Source organism: Algoriphagus limi (assembly GCF_024919275.1).
GTDB lineage: Bacteria > Bacteroidota > Bacteroidia > Cytophagales > Cyclobacteriaceae > Algoriphagus > Algoriphagus limi.
On the sequence record NZ_JANWGH010000001.1, the window covers coordinates 1,476,654 to 1,502,315 of the forward strand.

The window sequence follows — 25,662 nt, forward strand, 5'->3', positions numbered from 1 at the left end:
ACCCTCAAACTTTTTCTCCCAATTGGAATAATCGTATTTTGGCAGTTATACAGCCTGATCTTTACACATTGCATGATTCAATTTGATGCCATTTTTCTTGTGGATGACGATCCGATAAACAACCTCATCAATAAGCGTCTTTTAGGAAAAACTGAAATTTCTGATACGATTCTTGAATTTTTGGGAGCGGATATGGCATTGCAACACTTGGAAGAAATCGAGGCTGAAAAATCCCTTTTGATCTTTTTAGATATTAACATGCCTGTCATGAACGGCTGGGAATTTCTGGATTCTTACAAGGAAAAATTTCCTGACAGAAGAGACAAAATTGTTATCCTTTCAAGCTCGATCGATTTTCAAGACCGTAAAAAAGCCATGGAATATGAAATAGTTTCGGGATTTTTAGAAAAACCTCTTTCACTCGACAAAATCAATTATCAGCTGAGTAAGTATTAAACCTAGCTCTCCTATTTTTTCAAAGAATCTTTTCCTTCCTTATTCGATCACAGGAGCAAATCGATCCCACATATCTCGTATCAATCTATAGGGAATCAATGAAGTATCGGAATGTGCTCCCATTCTGACAATTACTAGATTTTCTGAAGGAATTACCATTAAAAACTGCCCATTTCTCCCCATAGCCTGATACATATCTTTGGGAGCAGAAGGAACTATGGGACCTTCAAATTCCCGCTGAATAGCAGGAAGTTTGAAAGAACTCTTTCCATTTAGCCAAGTGAGAAAACCATAACTCGGATTCAAGCCCTGAGAACTGGAAGTCATCTCTCGGATATAGTCGCTAGTGACAATTTGATTTCCATCCCATTGCCCCTGAGCTAAAAGAAGCAATCCGAATCTAGCCATACTTCTAGCATTGGAATAAAAGACGTGATTTTTACCGGTTCGCTGCCAAAACCCTCCCATACCAATGGGGTCACCTATTTTTTCTTTGAAATATGTTTCGAATGATTGACCACTTGCCGACTCCAATACATTTTTCAAAAGTGTATAGGAAGCATTATGATAACTCCAACGAGTTCCCGGTTTAGCCAAAAAGGTCAAACTTGATGGATCGGTATCATCCAAATCGACCCCTTGATCATTTAATCCCGTCGTCATAGTCAAATGATGGATGAGACGGATAGCCTTTTCCTGCTTTGGGCTCATGGAAGTCCAGCCTTTACCCAGATACTTTTCGGTCCGATCTTTACGCTTTAGTAATTTTTCTTCTTCAGCCATCCCCATTAAGGTAGCTGTGAGCGTTTTGCCAGCAGAAGCCCAATACCAAATCGACCCTTCATTCATTGGGCCCAGACCAGTTAGTCTATTCCCTCTGTATTCCTCGACAACAATTTTTCCATCTTTCAGAATGAGTAAGGCTCGGGTATTAGTGTTTTCCATCCAAGCCAAAAACTCCCCCAACTTCCCTTGGTTCCAACCTGTTTGATTCACGGGCATTTTCTCCCAAGTCTCCTCTCCTAAGGGAGGAAAATACAAGGAAGAAGATGTGCTATTTTGAGCCTTTAAGTTTGAAAAAAGCAGAAACCCAAACAGAAAGAAGCCAAGAGAAGAGAGGAACTGGAGTTTTTTCATAAAATGCTAAAGAGATTATTTACGCTGCGTGTCTTGAATGAAATTTTTCAAATCATCTCGGAAAAGTTTGGCTGAAGGCAAATGAGTATACATCATATGTCCAGCTTCATAATAAGTCATAATAATTCGATCGACAGCTTCTTTTGGAAGATCCAAATGAGAAATCGAATGTTCCACCCCATAGAAAACAGTCGCTAAATCATAATAGCCATTCATAATCAACACTTTCACATTCGGGTCTTTACTGAATGCCTCTGCCATATCCGGCAAAGTAGTCACAGCTGCATCCGCTCCCCAGAAATTATTTCCCTGATGTTTCCAATCCCATCGAAATCCTTCCTTGGAATAAGCCGAAGTTGAATACATCCAATCTTTGCTTACCCCTAATTGGCCGTGGAAATAATCCAAAAACGCCATGGTGTAGGCTGGAGAAATCGCATCACTTTGAGGATCTGTAAAAGCATCCATAGACATTGGATCGATATTGATGCCTTTATATCGGGAATCTAATCGGCCAACAGTATTTTCTTCATCTCGAAGCAATTCTTGGAAGTATTCAGAAGCCGTTATTTTTAAATCAGCTCGCTCCCAAACAGTGGAAGAAATCCCCGTGTAAGCTTCCAACTTTTGAGCTATTTGAGCTTTTTCTGAAGCACTGATTCGATTTCCTTTAAACAAAGCTGGTGCATATTCCTGCTCGGTAAATTCTCGTACCTCCTGAACAAAGTCAGGCAAACTTCCCCCCTTGTTGGCTACTCGATCATGGTACCAAGAAGTGGCCGCCATAGTTGGTAAGTAAACGATATAGGAGATATCCTCATTAGGTGCAAAAAATAAGGTTCTGAGGTCAAAAACAGCGGAAACCATAATTACTCCGTTAAGTGCATATCCTCTACCTAATAGATAATTCATCACTCCGGAGTTTCGAAACGTTCCATAACTCTCACCCAAAATATATTTTGGCGAATTGAGTCTGTCATGTTCTTTCAAAAACTGCATGATAAACAAACTCACACTTCGAATATCCTGATCAACTCCCCAGAAATCCTTGCCTTTGGCCTCGCCGATTGGGACGGACAAACCAGTTCCTACCGGATCCATCATCACCACATCAGCTACATCCAAAATGGAAAATTCATTATTCACCAATTCATAAGGAGCCGCTTGATTGTAATTGGGATCGTCAACCACTACTCTTCTTGGGCCCATTATTCCTAAATGCAACCAATAGGATGAGGAACCTGGACCTCCATTATAAGCGAAAACGATAGGTCTATTCTTCTCCGGATTTTTCTTGAAATACGCAGTAAAACCAAAAAGCGCAATCGGTTTATTGTTTTCGTCTTTTAGTTCCATCGTCCCGGCATGAGCTCTAAGATCAATGGATTTTCCGTCAATAGTTACTGAAATATCAGACTCAAAAACTTCCGCTTTGGGATCCGAATGAGTTTCTGAAGAGCTTGCCGCTTCTTGAGCCATAATCGGAATTAACAGCATCCAGACTAGACTCATGGTTAGTGTAAATTTTTTCATAGTGAGATCTATTGTTATGAATTTCACGATTTATTTTCCATCCGTCCATTGAATGACGTTTGCTAGGAAAGATAGCCAAAATCAATTGGCTTCACTAAACCGATTAGGCTGGAATTTTTAACTATTTAGATAAAGTGCACAGTTTCAATTTTCTATTCCAAAGCTTCTCCCAATTCCTTACCTTTGCAACTTACCAGCTTAAGGACATGATTTTCTTCTTCGAATCACCCCAAAAAGTAGTCTACGCAGTACAGACCCCTCAACCTTTTGCAACCGAAGACATCGAAAAACTCAAGTGGCTTTTTGGTGAAGCTCAACAAATTGAGCAAGCTTCCATAACCGGGAATTATGCCGGTCCGCGCAAAGAAATGATCACCCCATGGTCCACCAATGCCGTGGAAATCACAGGAAACATGGGTATTCCTGGAATTCAACGAATCGAGGAATTTTTCCCGCTTGAAGACGATAGTTCCATTGACCCTATGCTTCAGCATGCTTATCATGGACTAGACCAGGAGGTTTTCGATATTCATTTGGACCCTGCTCCAATTGAAAATATCACGGATATCGCTGCCTACAACGAACAAGAAGGTCTTGCATTAAGCGAAGAAGAAATTACCTATTTAGAAAAAGTTTCTAAGCAATTGGGTCGTCCCTTGACTGATTCGGAAGTTTTTGGCTTTTCTCAAGTTAACTCCGAGCATTGTCGCCATAAAATCTTCAACGGTACCTTTATCATCGATGGTGAAGAAAAACCAAAGACACTTTTTCAACTGATCAAAGAAACTTCCAAGCAGCATCCGAATCGGATCGTTTCTGCCTATAAAGACAACGTTGCATTCATTGAGGGACCAAAGGCCCAGCAATTTGCTCCCAAAACCCAGCATCAGGCTGACTTTTTTGAAACAAGAGAAATAGAAACGGTCATTTCTCTGAAGGCCGAAACTCACAATTTCCCTACAACCGTAGAACCTTTTAATGGTGCAGCTACCGGTTCGGGAGGAGAAATTCGAGATAGACTTGCTGGTGGTACTGCTTCTATTCCTTTAGCAGGTACAGCAGTGTATATGACCTCCTATCCACGCTCCGAAAAAGGAAGAAGTTGGGAAAAAAATTTACCTGAGCGCCCTTGGCTATACCAGACTCCAATGGATATTTTGATCAAAGCATCCAACGGAGCATCCGATTTTGGAAACAAATTTGGCCAGCCTTTGATTTCGGGATCCCTTTTGACTTTTGAGCATGATGAAGGAGAAAAGCACTTTGGCTTTGACAAGGTAATCATGCTGGCTGGAGGTGTTGGTTTTACCAATGCTCGATACGCCAAAAAAGAAGAACCAGGAGCAGGAGATCAAATTATCGTCATGGGCGGAGACAATTACCGCATCGGTATGGGTGGTTCTGCTGTTTCTTCCCTAAATACTGGTGAAGTTTCCAGTTCCCTCGAATTGAATGCTGTACAACGCTCCAATCCTGAAATGCAAAAACGGGTTTCGAACGTCATTCGAGCTATGGCTGAAAGTGATGAAAACCCAATCATTTCTATCCATGACCATGGAGCTGGAGGGCACTTAAACTGTCTTTCTGAATTGGTGGAATCTACTGGAGGAACCATTCATATAGACAAGCTCCCAGTTGGAGACCCTACGTTATCTGCCAAGGAAATCATTGGAAACGAGTCCCAAGAAAGAATGGGATTAGTCGTTGCCCCAAAAGACATTCCTACCCTTTCTCAATTGGCTGCCCGAGAAAGAGCTCCCTTCTATGTAGTGGGTGAAACTACGGGTGACATGCATTTCAAATTCGAGAACCAAAAAACTGGAGAAAAACCAGTGGATTGGGATTTAGCTTATATGTTTGGTTCATCTCCAAAAACAATTCTCGAAGACAAAACAGCAAATTTCCAATTCTCTGAACCAACATACAGCGCCGATCAAATAGCAGGATATATCCGTGAAGTATTGCAGTTGGAAGCAGTAGCTTGTAAGGATTGGTTGACCAATAAAGTCGACCGCTCCGTAACGGGTCGGGTAGCTACACAGCAGACTGTAGGTGAAATCCAACTTCCACTTAATGACGTAGCTGTGATGGCTTTGGATTTCACCGGAAATAAAGGGATCGCAACTTCCATCGGACATGCTCCGGTAGCAGCTTTATCCGACCCTGAGGTTGGTAGCCGATTGGCTATTGCAGAAGCCTTGACCAATTTGGTTTTCGCTCCAATTGAAGGTGGCTTACAGGGAGTATCACTTTCTGCTAACTGGATGTGGCCAGCCAAAAATCAAGGGGAAAATGATAGGCTTTACCGAGCTGTTCAGGCTTGTTCTGATTTTGCGATAGCATTGGGAATCAATATCCCAACGGGGAAAGACTCTCTTTCCATGACTCAAAAATATCCTGATGGAAAAGTAGTCTACGCTCCGGGAACCGTCATCATCTCCACAGTTGGCGAATGTTCTGTTATTCGAAAAACTGTTCATACAGCACTCAAGCCTGAGGAAAGAAGCAAGATTTATTACCTGGATTTCTCCAAAGATGAGTCCAAACTAGGAGGTTCTAGTTTCTATCAGGTATTGAACAAAATTGGTAATGAGGCTCCTGATGTGAAGGATGCAGATTACTTCAGTCATGCCTTTATGGCCGTTCAAAAATTGATCGAGCAGGATTTGGTTTTGGCAGGACATGATATTTCTTCCGGAGGATTAATTACAGCATTGCTTGAAATGTGCTTCCCAAGCCAAGGAATTGGCGTTCAGGTAAAGATAGACCGACTAAAAGAAAAAGATATTATCAAGGCTCTTTTCGCAGAAAAGCCAGGTGTCTTAATCCAAATTAAGGAAGTAGAAAAAGTCAGAACCATTTTGGACAATTATGGAATTGACTACATATCCTTAGCTGATGTGACTTTCGAACCGACACTTTCTATTCCAGAAATCGGATTAAACTTAGGAATCGAAGAACTTCGAGACAACTGGTACAAGTCTTCTTATTTGCTTGACAAAAAACAGAGCGGAGAAAAATTAGCGAAAAACCGTTTTGAAAATTATAAAATCCAACCTTTACGCTACGAATTTACTGAAGGCTGGTCTGGAAGCTATTCCAAGGCAGGTATTGATCCTTTCCGGCAGGAGAAAAGTAAAGCCAAGGCTGCAATTATTCGGGAAAAAGGTGTGAATGGGGATCGTGAAATGGCCTATTCACTATGGTTGGCAGGATTTGAGGTGAAAGACGTCCACATGACAGATTTGATTGCTGGAAGAGAAGATCTTAGCGATGTACAGATGATTGTCTTCGTGGGCGGATTCTCCAATTCAGACGTATTAGGATCAGCCAAAGGTTGGGCTGGAGCCTTCCTCTACAATGAAAAAGCAAAACAGGCTTTGGACAACTTCTATGCAAGACCTGACACCTTGAGTCTTGGTGTATGTAATGGTTGTCAGCTGATGGTGGAGCTAGGACTTGTAGGAAATACAGGAGCTAGTCGAGCTAAAATGCTCCATAATGAAAGCCACAAATTTGAATCTGCTTTCGTAAACGTGACTATTCCTTCAAATGACACTGTTATGTTAGGAAGTCTTAGCGGACAGCGTTTGGGAGTTTGGATCGCACACGGGGAAGGAAAATTCAGTCTTCCTGAAGCTGAGACCAATTACCATATCGGCATGAAATACAGCTACGAAGCCTATCCGGGAAATCCAAATGGTTCGGATTATGCAGTAGCAGGAATTGCTTCAAAGGATGGTAGACATTTGGCGATCATGCCACATATCGAACGAAGTTTGAAACCTTGGAACTGGCCATTTTATCCAATGAATCGGGAGGATGATTTTACCCCATGGCTAGAAGCCTTCATAAATGCGAAAAACTGGGTTGAATCCCATCATTGATAGAAACTCCCTCGGAAATTATTTCGGGGGAGTTTTTCTTTTTATTCTAGCATAGAAAAGATCAAAAAAGCTTAACTTTTTAACCTTAAAGGCTTTACATAGCCATTTATCGTAACCTTTTAACTTTTATTCATTATGAGGATTTTTATTCATAGAATTCAATTCCTTCTCCTAGGTATTCCTTTGTTTATTTGGTCTTGTCAGCAACCTTCTGAAACAAGAAACACAGCCACCGTTTATTTCGGTGGGGATATTCTAACTATGGAAGGAGATCAACCGAATTATGCCGAAGCACTAGTTGTCCGAGATGGACTAATCGAATATGTCGGTGAATCAGATGAAGCCATGCAAATGGCCGGGGAAGGGCATAAAATGGTTAATCTGAATGGGAAAACCCTTGTACCAGGATTCATTGATGGGCATGCGCATTTCGCAAACTTTGGATTACAGGCAGTCGGAGCCTTATTACTTGCACCTCCGGACGCTACCTGTAAGGATATTCCTACACTTATAGAATTATTGAAAGATTGGAACACCCCTGAAAACCGGGAATTGACTGGTTGGATCTTTGGAACAGGCTTCGACGACTCCGTTTTGGAGGAAAAGCGCTTTCCTACACGGCACGATTTGGATCAGGTCTCAACAGAGTACCCTGTCATGATTATGCATATTTCAGGTCATTTTGCGGCAGTCAATACCAAAGGCCTTGAAATCCTAGGTTTTGATGAAAATACTCCAGATCCAGAAGGAGGAATAATTCGAAGAGAATCAGATGGAAAAACTCCAAATGGTGTCCTCGAAGAATTGGCAGCCATTCCATACATGCTCAATGCCTTCATGCCTAAATCTCCGGAAAGTGCAGATATTTTTTTCCAAGCCGGGCAAGATATGGCTCTTTCCTATGGCTATACAACAGCCCAAGAAGGCCGGGCCATGCAAAATCATGAATTACTTGCTGCAAATGCAGAAGCTGGAGATTTAAAGCTAGATGTGGTAAGCTATATCGACTATGCTGTGATTGATCAATACATGGATTCCCAATGGAATAGTCGGGATTATATAAACCACTATCGAATTGGAGGGATGAAATTAACCTTGGACGGTTCGCCTCAAGGCAGAACAGCTTGGCGGACCCAGCCTTATCTAATCCCACCTGATGGACAAGGCAAAGACTATGCAGGATATCCAGCCATCCCTAATGATTCAACCGTTCAAGCTATTCTTGCCAAAGGGTTTGAAAATCATTGGCAAACTTTAATACACACCAATGGAGACGCGGCTGTTGACCAACTGATCCGAACACTTCGGCCCAATATAGAAAAATACGGATTGGATGATCGAAGAAATACGCTGATTCATGGTCAATATATCCGAGATGATCAGTTGGATTCACTTAAGGAAATGGATGTGATCGCTTCCCTTTTCCCACTTCATACTTTCTATTGGGGAGATTGGCACAAGCAGATTATCGGTGATGAATTGGGAAATAAAATCAGCCCGGTGCGAACAGCATTGAACAAAGGCGTAAAAATCACTATTCATACCGATGCTCCAGTAGCCTTACCAAATTTAATGAGGGTGGTTTGGACCGCTGTAAACCGAACTTCTCGATCTGGAGCAATCATTGGAGAGGATGAACGGTTAACCCCCTATGAAGCACTTCAAGCTATTACGATTTGGTCTGCCTATCAGCATTTTGAAGAGGATAGGAAAGGAAGCTTAAAAGCTGGAAAGTTAGCTGATCTCGTGATTTTGGATCAAAATCCTCTCAAAGTAAAATCTGACGCAATCAAAGATATCCAGGTCCTTGAGACCATTAAAGAAGGACAAACTGTATTTTCTAAATCCAATTAAAATGAAAAAAATCATTCTACTTTTTCTCCCGCTTTTTCTACCCTTTTTGCTAGAGGCTCAGGAATCGAGTACCAGTTCAGCAGATGATTTAGCCAAGCAACTCCAAAACCCAGTTGCAAGCCTGATCAGCGTTCCGTTTCAAAACAATTTCGATTTTGGAATAGGACCGAATGACGGTACCCGATATACCTTGAATTTCCAGCCTGTCATTCCAATTAGTATTGGGGAAGATTGGAATCTCATAGCTCGGGTAATTGTACCGGTAATTTCCCAAAACAATGTTTTTGGAGAAAGCGGAAAACAATCAGGCCTGAGTGATGTACTTGTAAGCGGGTTCTTTTCTCCAAAAGAACCAACAAGTGGCGGACTTATATGGGGCATTGGACCAGCTCTCTTAATCCCAACTGCCAGCAATAATTCATTGGGAACTGAAAAGTTTGGTTTGGGTCCTACAGCCGTTGCCTTGAAACAGGTAGGCAGTTTTACAATCGGTGGATTGGTTAATCATATTTTCTCTGTAGCAGGAAATGAAAACCGAGCCGACGTGAATTCTACATTTATTCAACCCTTCATCGCTAAAAATTTTCCTGGAGGAAAAGCGATTACCCTCAACACCGAACTAACTCAAAATTGGGAAGCAGATGCGACTTCAGGTACACTTAATTTGGTTGGTTCCAAAGTTATCACAATTGGAAAGCAAGCCTCCCAAATCGCAATTGGCCCTCGGATCCATTATGGAAATGGGAATTCAGCGAGCTGGGGAATCCGAGCTATCTTTGTTTTGCTTTTTCCCAAATAAAACCCTGCACCAACAGACATTCACTCCAAATCACCCTTGCGCAACAAAAAGGTTACGCGTGATTTCTATCAAAATCAGTTAGGATTCAAGTAGCATTTGTGACTGCCAAATCCCTAAAGACATAAAAAATCTTTTTTTATTCCGCTTTTTAGCTTTTTTTAATGGATAAAGAAGAAAGAATCCCCAAAGATTCTTTTTCAAATAGACCCAATATGATCCTAATTATTTCCATCCTTTTGGTTTTGGCTTTCATATTAATAGCCATCGTCAAATTCGACATTCACCCATTTTTAGTTCTGTTTGCAGCCGCGCTTATCTATGGATTATTAGCTGGAATGCCTATGGATTTAATCATTCAATCCATTTCCGAGGGGTTTGGAGGGGTTTTGGGATCCGTAGGTTTATTGATTTTACTAGGGGTGATTTTGGGAACTTTCTTGGAAAAAACAGGAGGTGCCCTAGTAATTGCTGAAAAAATCCTGAGTTGGATTGGTAAAAAATCTGTCAACCTCACCATGATGTTGGGAGGCTATGTGCTATCTATTCCCGTTTTTGGAGATTCCACTATCATCATGATGAATCCCATTGCCAAATCCTTGGCAGTAAAAAGTAATCGTTCCTATGCAGGAACTATGATTGCATTATCTCTTGGGGCCATGTGTAGTCATTCTTTAGTACCCCCTACTCCAGGACCAATTGCCACAGCTGGAATTCTAAACGCGGATTTGGGACAAATGATTTTCTGGGGAATTATTGTTTCCTTGTTGACCTTAATTCCGGGTTACATCTTTGTCAACAAATTTGTTTCAAAAATCCCATTGGAAGCAAGTATTGAAACTGATGAGGAAACTGTATCCAGAAAGGAATTCCCATCGGCTTTCAAATCATTCCTTCCAATCATCATCCCATTATTACTGATCATTTTGGCCTCCATTGCCAATTACCCAACAAAACCTTTTGGGGAAGGAAGTATGCTAAATCTGATCAAGTTTTTAGGTTCTCCCGTGATTGCCCTTCTGATCGGTGCACTTCTTTCTTTTACCCTTCCCAAAAAATTGGACAAGAAAATGCTGTCTGCGAGTGGATGGATTGGAAAGGCCTTGTTGATAGCTGCCCCGGTTATTTTCATCACAGGAGCAGGTGGTGTATTCGGGAAAATGCTTCAGAATTCAGGAATCGGAACATTGGTCAGTGAAGGAATGAAAGATGCCAATTGGGGAATATTCCTTCCTTTCTTGATCGCTTTTGCCTTAAAAACTGCTCAAGGTTCAACAACTGTAGCCATGATCACCACGGCTTCTATCATTGCTCCATTGATGGGACCTTTGGGGTTGGATACGGATACGATGAAAGTACTCACTGCTCTTTCTGTTGGTGCGGGTGCTATTGCGATATCTCACGCCAACGACAGCGGATTTTGGGTTGTGACACAGCTATCGGGAATGACCGTCAAACAAGGAAATCAATCACATAGCTTAGGCACCCTAATTATGGGAATATCAGCAATCTTTATTATTTACCTGATTAGCCTTTTTGTGGGATAAATCACCTAGCAGTCCACCCTCCATCTACAGTAACCATAGAACCAACCATATAGGTTCCAGCATCCGAAGCTAGAAAAATAGCAGCTCCCTGAATTTCTTTGAGCTCGCCCCATCGCGCCAAGGCAGTTGCCCCAACGATGAATTTTTTCCCTTCTTCCGTATTAGCAATCGGTTCATTCATTTCAGTCAAAAAAGGACCGGGACAAATAGCATTGACTGTAATATTCCAAGGAGCAAGCTCCAAAGCCAGCGCTTTGGTCATATTGACAATAGCCCCTTTGCTTGCGGTGTATGGAGTTCGATTTGCTAAGCCCACCAATCCAAGTGTACTCGCTAGATTAATGATAGCTCCCCGTTTATTTTCTTTCATATTGGGAATGACTGCCTTCGATGCCAACCAAGTTCCGGTAACATTGATATCCATGACTTTTTTGAAATCCTCCTCCGAAAGTTCATCAATTGAACCCCGAATATTGATCCCTGCAGAATTGATCAAGGTATCGATTTCCCCAAAAGCACGAATGGCTGCTATAGCCATAGCCTCCATCTCAGCAGCATTCGTTACATCTGCGGCATAACCCAAAGTTTTTACTCCATATTGCGTAGCTATTTCTTCGGCTGCGGAATCACATTCGGATTGGTTGCGGCTCACCAGCATCACATCCGAACCTGCGGATGCCAATCCTGCAGCCATTGCAAATCCCAATCCTTTGGAACCGCCCGTGATGATGGCAGCTTTTCCTTTTTGAGAAAAGAGTTCGATTCCTGGAAGTTTACTAAAGTCTGTCATTTTGAATTTATGTCAATAAGTTGTTTTTCGAATAGCTGAGGCATTTTTGTACGTGTTCTTCCTCCAAAGCCAGTTTTTCATCTGTCGTCAATATACTAGTTTCAGGTAGCTTCCCTTCAAATTCATGCTTCCGAATCATGGCTAAATGCTGGGCAAATTCTAAAGCAGAAGGGTTATCAAAAGTAGCCCAATAATGATCAGTCAAGCAAGGAATTTGGAGTGGATCTCGGGTAATCATTTCTAAAGAAAAATGAATGCTAGGATTATGTTTTTTGCAGAGATCCATCCCCTTTTTCAAATCCACAATACCTTCCCCTAACGGAACCTCCGAAAGCAAAAATCCATCCTCGTATTCCTTTACTCCCATATCTTTGACGTGGGTAGAAAATGCATAAGGAGATAAGGTTTCTATGACTTCATTTGGATCTTCGAGCAAGGAAACATTATTTCCAAAATCTACAGTTGCACCAACCCATTCCGAACCCAAGTTTTCCAAAATCTCTACCAATTCGGCTGCTTTCCAATCTTTATGATTTTCAACCGCCAATTTGACCTGATGCTTACGAACCACCTTTTCTGCCAATTCTAAAGAGTGGATGGCATTTGCCTTAAATTCAGCAAATTGATTTTTGGAATCAAAGTTTTCATATCTTCTTCCGTTCAAGCAAACCGTTCTAAAAACGGAAACTCCGGCCTCCTTGGCAATTCTGATCTCTCTTTCAAATCGTTCTACATCTGCCTCATCCTTAGGAAGCCCAATGCTTCCCTCTAAATACATTCCTGATTGATTGGATACATTTCTAAGATTTTTGCCAAATTCTTCATCCCAACCGCTAACCATTGTTTGAACTCCTCCAGCTCCAAGCATTTGACAGTGTTTCATCAAATTCAAGGCATTTAAAAAGGGTGGATACTGATCGCTTTTTAATCTTCCCCCATAGCGCATCCCGTATGAATGCACGACCACCCCCATGGAATAGTCTTTCAGAAATTCCGGGATTTTGGGAAAGGGAACCGAAAAAGCCATTGCAGCCATACTACTTTGTTGAATAAAATCTCTTCTACTAATGCGATGCTTCACGATTTTAAGGGTTAGAGTCCGTTTGATTCAATTTAGCGATATGTGCATTCAATTCCGTCTCAGACCAAGGATAGACTCTTCCTTGGGAAGTATGCCGGGTTCCACCCACTAGCCTTGGAGGAATAGGCCCCGCATGGTTCCCCCATTCATTCCGAATGTAGGTCAAGATAGCTGCAATACTACGATCATCCATCGTGGAATGGGATGGCATGACAGGCAAAATTTCAGGAGCATCATACAATTTTCCTTTTACGGAAATTGGACCTTCTATTCCATGCAAAAGGATCAACGCCAATCTTCTTTCATCTCCAATTACCCATTCCGAACCGTTCAATGGTGGCCCCATTCTGTTTACTCCCGCTCCATTTCCACCATGGCATCCCGCACAAGAAGCGAGGTACTTTTGTCTACCTTCAGTGAATAATTTCTGGGAATTTTCATCCAAAGCCAAAGCCCCTTCCTTGCTCTTTTCAGGGGAAAAACCATCCCATTTAAAAAGATTCTTCGCCCTCGCAAGAGCAGAATTATCAGAGATTGGATTATTATCTCCAAAAAGCAGAGGTTGCCCATTTAGGGTGAATTTCCCCAAATTATCTGGATTACCTCCTTGTGTAGCCAAACCAGAAAGTATCGCTTTGGAAGTCCAGTGATTGGAAGCTTTCTCGATTTGTGCAACAAGTGATTGAACCTCAACCAAATCTCCTCCCTGAACAATGGCTGAAGTCAACATTTCCAAGAAAATTGCTTTCTCTTGACCTTCTGTCTCACTCCATTCTGAATCACCCAAATAGGATAAAAACTCATATTCCTGCCCTTGAAGACTACTCAGAATAGCATCCCGAAAGACCGGATCTTCTTCAAATTCATTTAACACCGATGTGAGAATTTTCATCTGATCACCGGGATCAAATACGTAAGAACTCAAAGCCACTTGCAACTTAAATCGAGGGGATGCTTGATTCAGATTATTCTGGATTACCTCTGCCAAAGTCGAGGCGATTTCGAAATTTTTCTCTGCAAAAGGCTCCAATAAGCGAAGGACGTGGGTTTTTACTGCATAGTCAGCTTTTTCCAATACCTCCAATAAAAACTCAGGATTTAAAACCTGAAGACCTTCCAAAGTCCACAATGCGTGAATCTTTCCCAAGTCGGTTTTTGCTTGGCTGGAGATGAAATTTTCTAATTGAGAAGCTAGATTTTTTTGACCTGATTCGACCAAAAGTCGTTGAGCCATATCTCGATACCAACCGTCAGAATGTTCTAAATAGGGAATCAATTCTTCGACTGGAAGACCTCCAAGTTTTTCAGGAGATCGGAAAGAAGTTCTTTTCGGAACAATCCTCCATATCCTCCCCATATGACCTGGGTGATCCAATTTTCGATTTAGTGTTTGTTCCTTCAAGTAATCCGTCATGTAAGACCCATGCTGTACAATTCCCTGATACATATCGGCTATGTAAAGACCTCCATCTGGCCCTACTGTAGCAAAAACAGGTCGAAAACGTTCATCCGTTGAGGCCATAAATTCTCTTCCGGGATTTGGGTCTTTGGCTTCTAAATAAATCCCATTTTCGGTCACTACATTGCGTTTGATCAAGTTGCCGGCATTCTCCATCACAAACATGTTCCCATGATATTCTTGGGGAAGCAAAGAACTTCGATAGACTGTCGGGGCACTGGCAGAAGTAAATTCCAAAAGTCGCTTAGCAGAATCCAAAGTCCCGGGTATATAACCGCGATTGACCGCAGGATTAGATCGAATAGGATAAACCCGCCTATCAATGGTCAACCCGTAATCTATTCCACTACTCGGCTGGTGGTTCTCATTTCTACCAATGGAATTAGGTGGAAGCAAATCTCCATGAAGTTGGGACCAATTGTAATTATAAATCAGCCTCCCCTGATCATCCTGAGAAATACCCCACTGCCCTCGAAATTCGGTGCTATCTCGAATCCATTCTCTATTTACTAATTTGTAGCGAATACGAGATTTGGCGCTGTAATACCAATTATCCAGATTTCTAAGAAAACCATTATCCGAATGCTCGGGAATTCCATTTGCGGCATAGGTGGAATCGAGCAAAACTTTGCGATCTGCTTTCCAGTCACCATCCAAATCCTCCGTAATCCAAAGGGAATTATTTTCTGCTATCAAGGCTCCATTTCCAAAAAGTCCTAATGCTCGGGGCATGATCAAGCTATCCAAATAGGTGATCCGATGATCCATCTCTCCATCCCCATCTTGATCTTCCAAAATTGCAATTCGTCCTACCCGCTGATGCTCCTCACTTCCCTCCAGATCATTCATATATCCCCGCATTTCCACTACCCACAACCTTCCCCATTGATCAAATTGGATAATGACTGGGCTTTCAACCAGGGGTTCTTGGGCTACTAATTGAACTTCTAACCCCCTATCAATCTGAAAAGACAAGATTTCTTCCTCCGGAGAGCGAACTGGGCTATCGGGCGTTTCGGGTAAGGGCCCAGGTTCTTTACATGAAGCCAATGCCGACAATCCAAAAAACATCCATATCCGAAGATTCTTCACGCTTAATAAGGTTATTTTGAGTTGGGCTAGAGAAAAATCTCTTCTTCCTAAAATGAAATATATTTCCCTCAATACCAAACAAATATTGGTAAGCGGTTGACTTTGCAAATGAAAAATGCATCAATTCATTTCAAAGCCAAATTCAACAAGAAAAGAATAGCACAGATTCAAAATCTATTTCACTTCCCCCTTTCCAAAAACCATTTTTACCTTCAATCATCACAATTTTCCAAGATTAAAATCCGAACTTGTTTAGGCGGGAATTATTCTCATTTTCGCATTCAGAGTTCCTATGAAGCACTTTCTCATCGTCATATTACTAGCCTTTAGTATCGCAGGTCCGATGACCTTGGGATTGACAGCTTTTGAGCTTCGATTTTTTCAACTGAAGGAAAATATGGAAAGCCGCATTAATCGAGACCCGAATGATGAACGGGTTAAGACCTTGGTATTTACAAAAGAGGAATCACAAAGCCTGTTGAAGTGGGAGCATGATCGGGAATTTGAGTACCGGGGAGAAATGTATGATGTGCTCGAAGTCCATGAAAAAGGTGACCAAATAGAGTACTTAGTTTGGCACGATCAAGAAGAAAGTGAGCTAAAAAGAAGCAAGTCAGAATATGAAGAGTCTTCTCAAGAAAATCATTCCAGGCATCAAAAAAGGAACAGTTTTCATGTGATTTTATTTTTTGAGGATTTACCTTCTATCAAGTTTTGGAGTGTTACTAATCAACTAGCCTTTCAAGAAGCTTTGAACCCGATCTGGGAAAACCCTGATCATAGACCACTTTTTTCACCACCTAGGGAAATCTGAAACTCTTATTTCTTTCTGTTTTAAAACAGTTTTTTATCTACAAACCCAATAGACATGAAATACATCATGACTTGGGTTCTTTGTTGTGCTTTGGTTTTTGTATCCAAAAGTCAAACTATTTCGGTCAAAGATCAGGTAAGCAATGAACCCATTCCCACTGTGGTGGCTCACGATCCATCTACAGGAAGGGTATTATATGCAAATGGCAAGGGGCAATTGGACATTTCCTCTTTTGCAGATTTAGAAATTATTCAAATCAGTAGCTATGGCTACCAGACAGTGAGGTTGAATTTTCAGGAACTGACAAGTTTACCGGATGCGACCTTATACCTTGAAAAAAGCAATATCAACCTCGGTGAGGTGGTTGTTGCAGCAAATAAATGGAGACAAAACAGCGATGATGTTCCTCAGAAAATTGTCACCATTGCCCCATCAGAGATTCGATTTCAAGATCCTCAAACAGCAGCAGATCTATTAGGCATATCTGGTAAAGTCTACGTTCAAAAAAGTCAGCAAGGCGGAGGGAGCCCCATGATCCGGGGCTTTGCTACAAATCGCCTGCTTTACTCCGTGGATGGCGTTCGGATGAATAATGCAATTTTCCGAGGTGGAAACCTCCAAAACGTCATCAATTTGGATCCATTCGTCATCAGTGATGCAGAAGTTCTATTTGGGCCTGCTTCCGTAATTTATGGAAGTGATGCTATTGGTGGAGTAATGAGTTTTGAAACGATCAAGCCGGGATTTTCTCTCGATGATGAGACACTGATTGAAGGAACAATCGTCTCCCGTTTCTCCAGCGCCAACAAGGAAAAGACAGGACATGCTGACCTTCAAATAGGTTGGAAAAAATGGGCATTGGCTACTAGTTTTTCCAGCTGGGATTATGATGATTTGCGACAAGGTTCCCATGGGCCAGAGGATTACATCAAGCGAAATTATGTCGAGCGAATTAACGGGGAAGATGTGGTTTTGACTTTAGAAGATCCAGCGCTAATCCAGATTCCTTCAGGTTACTCGCAGAAAAACTTCATGCAAAAAATCCGATTCCAGCCCTCTAATGATTGGGAGTTTAATTACGGGTTTCATTATTCTGCCACTTCTAGCTATGGACGTTACGATCGACATAACCGAGTTCGAAATGGCTTGCCTCGCTATGCAGAATGGGACTATGGCCCCCAAAAATGGATGATGAATCATCTGAAGGTTACCCACAATCAAGCTGGCGTTTTATATGATCGGGTGAATTTGAGTCTAGCCCTTCAGAATTTTGAAGAAAGCCGAATCGACCGAAGTCTGAATGATCCTATCCGAAACACCCAAATTGAAAAAGTCACTGCTTATTCCGCAAACCTTGATTTCAGTAAAAGCATCAATTCTAAAAAATTCCTTTTCTATGGATTGGAATGGGTGAAAAATAAAGTGAATTCCGCTGGATTTACCACTGATATCGAAACAGGCGAAGAAGAGGAAGGGCCTACCCGCTATCCCAAATCAGATTGGAATTCCTTTGGGGCTTATGTGAATTTGGAATCCAAAATTCATGAAAAAGCTACGCTCCAAAGCGGATTGCGCTATAGCTGGTATGGAATAGAAAGCCAATTCGATACCCGATTTTACCCCTTTCCCTTTGAGGAGGCGAACTTGGGAAATGGAAATCTTACCGGAAGTGTAGGAATCGTTTATCGTCCAGAGGAGTCTTGGGTCTTAAGTAGCAATTTGGGAACAGCCTTTCGATCACCCAATGTAGATGATATTGGGAAAGTATTCGATTCCGAACCCGGGGCAGTCACCGTTCCTAATCCGGATTTGAAACCTGAGTATGCCACCAATATTGATCTAAGTCTTGCCAAACTTTGGGGAGATGCTTTCAAGGTTGATATTACAGGTTTCTACACCCATTTGGCAAATGCATTAGTGCGTAGGAATTTCCAATTAAATGGACAAGACAGTATTCTCTATGATGGAGAATTGAGTCAAGTCCAAGCCATTCAAAATGCAGCTGAAGCTCGAGTGTATGGAATTCAAATTGGTGTAAAAGCGAAATTGACCAAAAACCTCTCCATTTTCGCTGATATCAATTTCCAGGAAGGAAAAGAGGAACTGGATGACGGAAGTACTAGTCCTTCCCGGCATGCTGCCCCCTTATTTGGAGTGACTCGCTTGGATTATCAGGCAAGTCGGCTTAGGGCTCAACTATATCTCAACTTCCAGGGTGAAAGGAGTTTTGAAAATTTGGCACAAGAAGAACGTGCAAAGGATGAAATCTACGCCAAGGACGAAAATGGAAATAACTACTCCCCTTCTTGGTATACGCTCAACTTAAAAGTCAGCTATCCAATTCTGGATATTCTGCAATTGAATGCAGGGATTGAAAATATCACCGATCAGCGCTATAGACCCTACAGTTCGGGGATTTCAGGAGCTGGAAGGAATTTTATTTTCTCCTTAAGAGCAAGTTTTTAAATCAAATCGAAAAGTCTGGAGCATCTTAGCCCAGACTTTTTTATTTTAAGCTATTGAAGCAAAACTTTTATGATTTCACTTCCAAAGTCCAAGTCAGAACTCACTTCTCTAATCAGCACAGGTCTGACTGAAGCCGAAGCAAAGCGTCGTTTGGAGGAAGTGGGTCCAAACTCTCTCAAGGAGAAAAAAAAGAAAGCTCCATTCCAACTTTTTCTGGATCAGTTCAAAGACTTTATGATCGCCATCCTGATCTCTGCCTCTTTAATCGCAGGAGTCATCGGAGAATGGTCAGATACCATCATTATCCTGGTGATTGTCATTCTCAATGCCATCATGGGATTTATTCAGGAATACAGGGCTGAAAAGGCCTTGGAAGCCCTGAAAAAAATGAGTGAAACCCATACTAGAGTCATTCGAAGTGGAAAGACCCAAACTATCCATTCCAGCGAACTTGTACCCGGGGATATCCTGATTTGTGAAGCTGGAAATATGATTCCGGCAGATATCCAACTATTGGAAGGAAATGCGGTCAAAATGGATGAATCCTCCTTGACTGGAGAATCTGTCCCTGTGGATAAAACGGCCTTTATTGAAGAAATAGACTCTCCAGACATCAATTCGGATCGCCACCTTTTTAAAGGCACTTTTCAGACTAATGGACGTGGGGTGGGTATAGTGCTCAAAACCGGAATGGACACCCAGTTCGGAAAAATCGCTGACCTACTTCAGGAAGGAAGTCCTGAAACTCCCCTTCAGATTCGAATGAGGAAATTTGGGAAGACTATCTCTCTTCTGATTTTGCTGATCTGTTTGATCATTTTTGGACTGGGACTTCTCCGAGGTGAAGAACCCCTTGAATTAATGATGGTTTCGGTAAGTTTGGCAGTTGCTGCTATTCCAGAGGCTCTGCCTGCCCTAATCACCATTGCTCTTTCCTTAGGAGCTGCCCGGATGGCAAAAAAGGAAGCGCTAATCAGAAAACTCCCAGCTGTGGAAAGTTTGGGTTCCATCACTTTTATCTGCACTGATAAAACAGGCACCCTGACCAAAAATCAGATGACCGTAGTCCGGCATTCATCGGATGAAAAAGAACATGTGGCTCCAGGTTATGACAACCTTCAACTCGCCTTGGCTTTGAACAATGACGTCAAAGTGGGAAAGGACGGAAACTTACTGGGAGAAGCCACCGAACTTGCTTTAGTGCAACATTTGATTCAAAATTTAGGAGAAAAAACCTATCAGGAAATCCTAAATGATTTTCCAAGAATCGGAGAAATCCCATTTGATTCAGACCGAAAGCTTATGAGCACTTTCCATCAAATGGGTGATCAGGTTTTGGTAATCTGCAAAGGAGCTTCCGAGTGCATTATTGGGGTATTAAATGATCAAAATGATCTTCAAAAAATCAAAAAAGACTCTCAGGAATGGGCTGAAGCTGGGGAGCGGGTTTTGGCTTTTTCTGGAAAGGTTTTAGATAAACTCCCTCCAAAATCAGAATGGGATAAAATCGAAAGCGAGCTTTCATACTGGGGATTGGTGGGGATGATTGACCCTCCACGAGAAGAAGTCAAGGAGGCAATTCAAGAATGTAAGACAGCTGGAATCCAGCCAGTAATGATTACTGGAGACCACCCTGCAACTGCCAAAACCATTGCCAAGGAGGTTGGGATTTTTGAAGAAGGGGATTTGATATTGAGTGGATCTGAACTCCGGGAAATGTCCGATGAGGATTTTGCCAATCAGGTAGAAAAAACTACGGTTTATGCACGCGTTTCCCCAGACCAAAAACTTCGAATTGTCCGTACTCTTCAGCAAAAAAATCAATTCGTGGCTATGACAGGAGATGGGGTAAATGACGCTCCTTCTCTCCGGGCGAGCACGATTGGAATTGCAATGGGAATCACGGGAACTGATGTCAGCAAGGAAGCCGCTCATATGATTTTGTTGGATGACAATTTTGCAACCATTGTACGGGCTATTCGGGAAGGACGTAGGATTTTTGATAATATCCGGAAGTTCATCAAATACATCATGACCTGTAATGGAGCGGAAATCTGGACGATTACCATGGCTCCTTTATTAGGGCTTCCTATCCCATTACTTCCTATCCATATTCTTTGGATTAATTTGGTGACAGATGGGATTCCAGCCTTGGCTTTAGCAAAAGAAAAAGCTGAAAAAAATATCATGGATCGCCCTCCTCGTCCACCCAAGCAAAGCCTTTTTGCAGAAGGCCTAGGATGGCACATTCTGTGGGTTGGAATATTAATGGCTGGAATTACCCTTTTCACTCAATATTGGGCGATACGCCAAGGGTGGCATTGGCAGACTATGGTCTTTACCGTTCTAGCATTTTCCCAGTTAGGACATGTCATGGCTGTTAGAAGTGATCGAAGCCCTCTATACAAACTTGGCATTTTCACCAATACACCCCTGATTCTTTCAATTATCGGAACGTTAATTTTGCAAGTTCTTATCATTTATCTCCCCTTCTTTAATCGGATATTTCACACTGAAGCTTTAAACCTTCCTGAATTGATTTTCAGTGTAGGAATGGGATTGGTGGTTTTCCATGCAGTAGAGTTTGAAAAATGGATAAAATCTTTTCGCCAAAAGAAAGAGGAAGCCAAACTCAAGCATTGACGTTCTCCACTCACCTATTTTTAATTCGATTCTTAATCCATTCTAATTATCTTCCCCCTTTCGAAAACCCAAAACTATTCCTGTGTCAAAACCATTTTCTACTGAAGAAAAACTCGAAAAACTACCTCGGAACTTAGGGCTTTGGGGTGTTTGGATGCTCGTAGTCAACGGCTTTATTGGAGCCGGAATTTTTGGATTGCCTTCAGGAGCAGCAGCATTGGCGGGAGAATACAGCGTCTGGATTTATGCATTCTGTGCGCTGCTCATGCTCCCAGTCATCTTAAGCTTTGCTGAAATTGGAAGTTATTTCCGAGGAACTGGAGGACCAATCCGCTATGGAGCCTTAGCATTTGGAGGATTTGTGGGTTTTCAGGGTGGATGGCTTTATTACCTAGCCCGATTGATTTCATTCGCTGCAAATACCGTCTTGCTCACTGATAGCATTGCCTATTTTATTCCAATGGCAGGCGAAGGTGCAGGTAGATTAGTAACTGTTTTTCTCACAATTGTGGGATTGAGCATCATCAATATTTTGGGTTCCAGTGAATCCATCCGCTCCATGACTTTTTTCACCATTATTAAATTTGGAGTCTTGATCGGATTGGTCTTTGGAGGCTTCCTATTATTAGGTGATTCTGTTATACCAAGCTTTGATAGCCCCGTACCACCAGCTGGAGATTTGGGAGCTGCGGCGCTATTATTAATTTATGCATTCGTAGGTTTTGAAGGAGCAATCGTCCCAGCAGGAGAAGCCAAAAAACCCGAACGGGACATGCCTCTAGGGTTAATCCTGGGATTGATAGTGGTGGTGATTTTGTACATGCTCATCCAATTGGTGACCATGGCTGCTGTGCCCGATCTTTCCGATTCCAATACTCCCCTTTTAGATGCGGCATCAAGCCTTTTTGGTGAATTCGGAGCCTATATTTTGATGATAGGAGTAAGCACCTCTGTTATTGCCAATTTGATCAGTTCCATGTTTTCAGCCACTCGTATCACTTATGCCCTTTCCTTGGAAAATTCCCTACCCTCTTGGTTTGGTCAGGTGCATAACAAATTCCTAACCCCAGCCAATTCGGTTTTATTCTTTGGAATTGCTGCCTTTATCTTGGCGGCAATGGGTTCATTTCGGACTTTGGCTGCTATGACCGTATTGTCCAGACTTTTCCTTTTCATTATGACCTGTGCGGCAGTTCCTGCCCTTCGTCCCAAATTTAAAGCCCCTAATCGATTCATCCTGAAAGGTGGATATACCATTCCGATTTTGGGAATACTCGCCTGTATTTGGTTGATGTTTCAGGTGAGCTGGACTTCCGTTTGGATGACTGCCATTTTTGTGGGAATTGGAACAGGCTTATATTGGATAGGGAAAAGACAAAATAAAGATTAAGGAAAGCTTTCCCTACTTTTCATTTTAAACAATAAACCTGATGTCAACAGGTAAGCTGGCCATTCGAACCGTTTATTTCAGCATGTTGGGAAATATCCTACTTGCTGGGATAAAATTCTTAGCCGGCATTTTTGGAAATTCCTTTGCTCTCATTGCCGATGGCATCGAATCATTGGTAGATGTTTTTTCAAGTATTTTAGTGCTTTTTGGGTTAAAATATGCCCAAAGACCTGCCGATGATAACCATCCCTATGGCCATGGAAAAGCAGAAGCTCTTATCACCTTTATGGTTGTGGGTTTTCTAATTGTATCCGCTGCCACCATTGCTTTTCAAGCGATAAAAAACATCCAAAACCCTCATCCTACCCCTGAATATTGGACGTTAGGGATTCTTGGAGCAATTATTCTTTGGAAAGAAATCTCTTATCAAATTGTCCTTTCCAGAAGTAAGAAACTTCATTCCTCTTCACTTAAGGCAGAAGCCTGGCATCACAGAAGCGACGCCATAACCTCAGTAGCTGCTTTTATTGGAATCCTGATTGCAGTGATTGGAGGAGAAGGTTTTGAAGTAGCCGATGATTATGCTGCCCTATTCGCCAGTGGTTTCATTCTTTACAATTGCTATTTGATTTTCCGACCTGCTTTGGGTGAAGTAATGGATGAAAATAATTACGAGGAACTCACAGCAGAAATTCGAAAAATCGCCTCCAAAGTTCCTGGAATAAAAGGAACCGAGAAATGCTATATCCGGAAAGCAGGGATGAAATACCATGTAGACCTCCACGCGAGTGTTGATGGAGATTTGAGTGTTAAAAAAGGCCATGATATCGCTCATAACCTGAAAGACACACTAAAGTTAGAACTCCCTGAATTGGGACACATCCTGATTCATATTGAGCCTTTCTAAGGTTTATTTGACAATGGGTGACGAAAAAACCGAATACCCAATTAAATCCGGTAATTTCCTACCATGAAATCCATCTACACCACCTCCTTTAAAAGTCCTGTTGGAGAGTTAATCTTAGGTTCTTTCGACAATCAACTTTGCCTTTGCGACTGGAAATACCGAAAAATGCGTGCGCCCATTGATGAGCGGATTCGAAAAGGCTTGGGAGCTGAATTTGTAGAAGGAGAAAGTGAAATCAACAAAGAAACCATCCGTCAATTAGAAGCCTATTTTGCAGGGGATCTTACCCAATTTGATATCCCACTTTTACCATTTGGCACAGATTTTCAAAAAGAAGTTTGGAAAAAACTGACTGAAATACATTACGGAGAAACCCGCTCCTACCTGCAACTTTCGAAGGATTTGGGAAATACTGATGCCATCCGAGCCGTGGCTTCAGCCAATGGTGCAAACGCAATTTCAATCCTAATTCCCTGTCACCGAATTATCGGTTCGGATGGAAGCCTTGTTGGATATGCCGGAGGACTAGAAGCCAAAAAGAAACTTCTCAAACTTGAGAAAGCTGAAACACAAACTGACAAAGCCCAATTGAAATTCTTTTAAAGCTGGATTTAATTCAACAATTCAAAGCTTTGCTTGGCAATTTCCAATTCTTCATTGGTTGGGATAACCAGCAATTTAACCTGTGAATTCTCAGATTGAATTTCCTGTACCGGCTGTTTAGGCCCTGCATTTTTTCCTGCATCCAATTCAATTCCCAAATAGTCCATCCCTTGGCAAACCAATTGACGAGTCAAACGGTCATTTTCACCAACTCCTCCCGTAAAAATGATAGCATCCAGCCCATTCAAGACTGCTGCGAAGGAACCGATATATTTTTTGATTTTGTAGGCATAGAGATGATAAGCTAGTCTGGCCTCAGGATCATTAGCATTATATTTCTTCTGGATATCCCGCATATCACTGAATCCTGTCAAGCCCAACATTCCGCTTTTCTTATTGAGTATCTGGAAAACATCCTGTAAGGAATAACCCAATTCCTGAGCCAAGTGAAAGATCACAGACTGATCTATGTCTCCCACGCGGGTTCCCATCACCAAGCCGTTCATTGGTCCGAATCCCATACTGGTATCAATGGACTTTCCATCCTCAATCGCTGCCATGCTACAGCCATTTCCTAAGTGAATGCTGACGATACGTTTTCCTTCCTTCCCTAAATATTCCCGAGCTCTTTCGGAAACATATTTATGGCTCGTTCCATGAAATCCATAGGCTCGAATACCATGCTTTTCATAGAATTCATTGGGAATAGCCATTCGAAAAGCAACCGGTGGTTGAGTTTGGTGAAAAGCTGTATCAAATACCGCTACCTGCTTAGCATCGGTGAAAATCTTCTCAGCTACTTCAATCCCCAGAAAATTGGCGGGATTATGAAGAGGTGCTAAAGGAAAAAGTTCTTTGATCTTAGCTTTAACTTCTTCAGTAATGAGTTGGGTACTTGCAAATTTCTCCCCACCATGAACCACTCGATGACCAACTACCTTCACTTGCCTTGGATCGGTAATCACTCCGATTTCTGGATCAATAAGCAATTTTGCTACTTCCTGCAATCCTGCTGAATGATCAGAAATCAGCATTTTTTCGGAAAATTCTATAGGCTCCTTCTTTGAAAAAGCCCGGTAATCCACCCGGGAACCTTCCTGCCCGATTCGGTCAACCATGCCAGAACAAATCACTTTTTCTTCCGGCATGCTGATCAATTGATACTTGATGGAGCTACTGCCTGAATTAATCACAAAAACATTCATAG

General features: G+C 42.0%; 17 protein-coding genes. 11 read left to right on the plus strand and 6 right to left on the minus strand.

Annotated elements, in window-relative coordinates:
* Nucleotides 1–72 precede the first annotated feature (72 nt).
* A complete protein-coding gene (locus tag NY014_RS06465; RefSeq protein ID WP_259413740.1) occupies nt 73–456 on the plus strand; it encodes a response regulator in 384 nt (127 codons plus the stop codon).
* A gap of 39 nt (nt 457–495) precedes the next feature.
* On the opposite strand, the gene NY014_RS06470 is transcribed toward NY014_RS06465, so the two are convergent.
* Together NY014_RS06470 and NY014_RS06475 are read right to left on the minus strand one after the other, a co-directional pair.
* Nucleotides 496–1,593, minus strand: coding sequence for a serine hydrolase domain-containing protein (locus NY014_RS06470; RefSeq protein WP_259413741.1), 1,098 nt, complete (start codon nt 1,591–1,593; stop codon nt 496–498).
* A 15-nt stretch (nt 1,594–1,608) separates the two neighbouring features.
* The gene (locus NY014_RS06475) at nt 1,609–3,126 is read right to left on the minus strand and encodes a S10 family peptidase (protein ID WP_259413742.1); all 1,518 of its coding nucleotides are present in this window, start codon (nt 3,124–3,126) and stop codon (nt 1,609–1,611) included.
* 206 nt (nt 3,127–3,332) lie between these two features.
* Between NY014_RS06475 and purL the strand changes: the two genes are divergently transcribed.
* The 4 genes from purL (at nt 3,333) to NY014_RS06495 (ending at nt 11,210) form a co-directional block, all read left to right on the plus strand.
* On the plus strand, nt 3,333–7,013 hold the full coding sequence (gene purL, locus NY014_RS06480; protein WP_259413743.1) for a phosphoribosylformylglycinamidine synthase: 3,681 nt from the start codon (nt 3,333–3,335) through the stop codon (nt 7,011–7,013).
* A 135-nt stretch (nt 7,014–7,148) separates the two neighbouring features.
* Entirely contained in the window at nt 7,149–8,867 is a 1,719-nt protein-coding gene (locus NY014_RS06485; protein ID WP_259413744.1) for an amidohydrolase, read from the plus strand.
* Between the two features lies 1 nt (nt 8,868).
* Nucleotides 8,869–9,666, plus strand: coding sequence for a hypothetical protein (locus tag NY014_RS06490; protein WP_259413745.1), 798 nt, complete (start codon nt 8,869–8,871; stop codon nt 9,664–9,666).
* 212 nt (nt 9,667–9,878) lie between these two features.
* Nucleotides 9,879–11,210: a GntP family permease gene (locus NY014_RS06495; RefSeq protein WP_259413746.1), complete on the plus strand. Its 1,332-nt coding sequence runs from the start codon at nt 9,879–9,881 to the stop codon at nt 11,208–11,210.
* Between the two features lies 1 nt (nt 11,211).
* On the opposite strand, the gene NY014_RS06500 is transcribed toward NY014_RS06495, so the two are convergent.
* From NY014_RS06500 to NY014_RS06510, 3 genes are read right to left on the minus strand one after another with little or no spacing between them, the layout of a single operon-like run.
* On the minus strand, nt 11,212–12,000 hold the full coding sequence (locus NY014_RS06500) for an SDR family NAD(P)-dependent oxidoreductase (RefSeq protein WP_259413748.1): 789 nt from the start codon (nt 11,998–12,000) through the stop codon (nt 11,212–11,214).
* A gap of 7 nt (nt 12,001–12,007) precedes the next feature.
* Nucleotides 12,008–13,081 carry a sugar phosphate isomerase/epimerase family protein gene (locus tag NY014_RS06505; protein WP_354003168.1) on the minus strand — a complete coding sequence of 358 codons (1,074 nt, stop codon included), beginning with the start codon at nt 13,079–13,081 and terminating at the stop codon, nt 12,008–12,010.
* 4 nt (nt 13,082–13,085) lie between these two features.
* Nucleotides 13,086–15,632, minus strand: coding sequence for a DUF7133 domain-containing protein (locus NY014_RS06510; protein WP_259413749.1), 2,547 nt, complete (start codon nt 15,630–15,632; stop codon nt 13,086–13,088).
* Between the two features lie 292 nt (nt 15,633–15,924).
* Here NY014_RS06510 and NY014_RS06515 point away from each other — a divergent pair, with 292 nt between their 5' ends.
* From NY014_RS06515 to NY014_RS06540, 6 genes are all read left to right on the plus strand, one after another.
* The gene (locus tag NY014_RS06515) at nt 15,925–16,446 is read left to right on the plus strand and encodes a hypothetical protein (RefSeq protein WP_259413750.1); all 522 of its coding nucleotides are present in this window, start codon (nt 15,925–15,927) and stop codon (nt 16,444–16,446) included.
* A 54-nt stretch (nt 16,447–16,500) separates the two neighbouring features.
* Complete coding sequence (locus NY014_RS06520; RefSeq protein WP_259413751.1) at nt 16,501–18,912, plus strand: TonB-dependent receptor; 2,412 nt, start codon at nt 16,501–16,503, stop codon at nt 18,910–18,912.
* 69 nt (nt 18,913–18,981) lie between these two features.
* Nucleotides 18,982–21,555: a cation-translocating P-type ATPase gene (locus NY014_RS06525; protein ID WP_259413752.1), complete on the plus strand. Its 2,574-nt coding sequence runs from the start codon at nt 18,982–18,984 to the stop codon at nt 21,553–21,555.
* Nucleotides 21,556–21,637: 82 nt separating this feature from the next.
* Nucleotides 21,638–22,945: an APC family permease gene (locus NY014_RS06530; protein ID WP_259413753.1), complete on the plus strand. Its 1,308-nt coding sequence runs from the start codon at nt 21,638–21,640 to the stop codon at nt 22,943–22,945.
* Nucleotides 22,946–22,985: 40 nt separating this feature from the next.
* On the plus strand, nt 22,986–23,852 hold the full coding sequence (locus NY014_RS06535; protein WP_259413754.1) for a cation diffusion facilitator family transporter: 867 nt from the start codon (nt 22,986–22,988) through the stop codon (nt 23,850–23,852).
* A 63-nt stretch (nt 23,853–23,915) separates the two neighbouring features.
* The gene (locus NY014_RS06540) at nt 23,916–24,455 is read left to right on the plus strand and encodes a methylated-DNA--[protein]-cysteine S-methyltransferase (RefSeq protein WP_259413755.1); all 540 of its coding nucleotides are present in this window, start codon (nt 23,916–23,918) and stop codon (nt 24,453–24,455) included.
* Nucleotides 24,456–24,463: 8 nt separating this feature from the next.
* Here the strand turns inward: NY014_RS06540 and NY014_RS06545 are convergent, their stop codons facing one another.
* Nucleotides 24,464–25,660 (minus strand): acetate/propionate family kinase, encoded by a 1,197-nt coding sequence (locus NY014_RS06545; RefSeq protein WP_259413756.1) that lies wholly within the window; start codon nt 25,658–25,660, stop codon nt 24,464–24,466.
* Nucleotides 25,661–25,662: the final 2 nt, after the last annotated feature.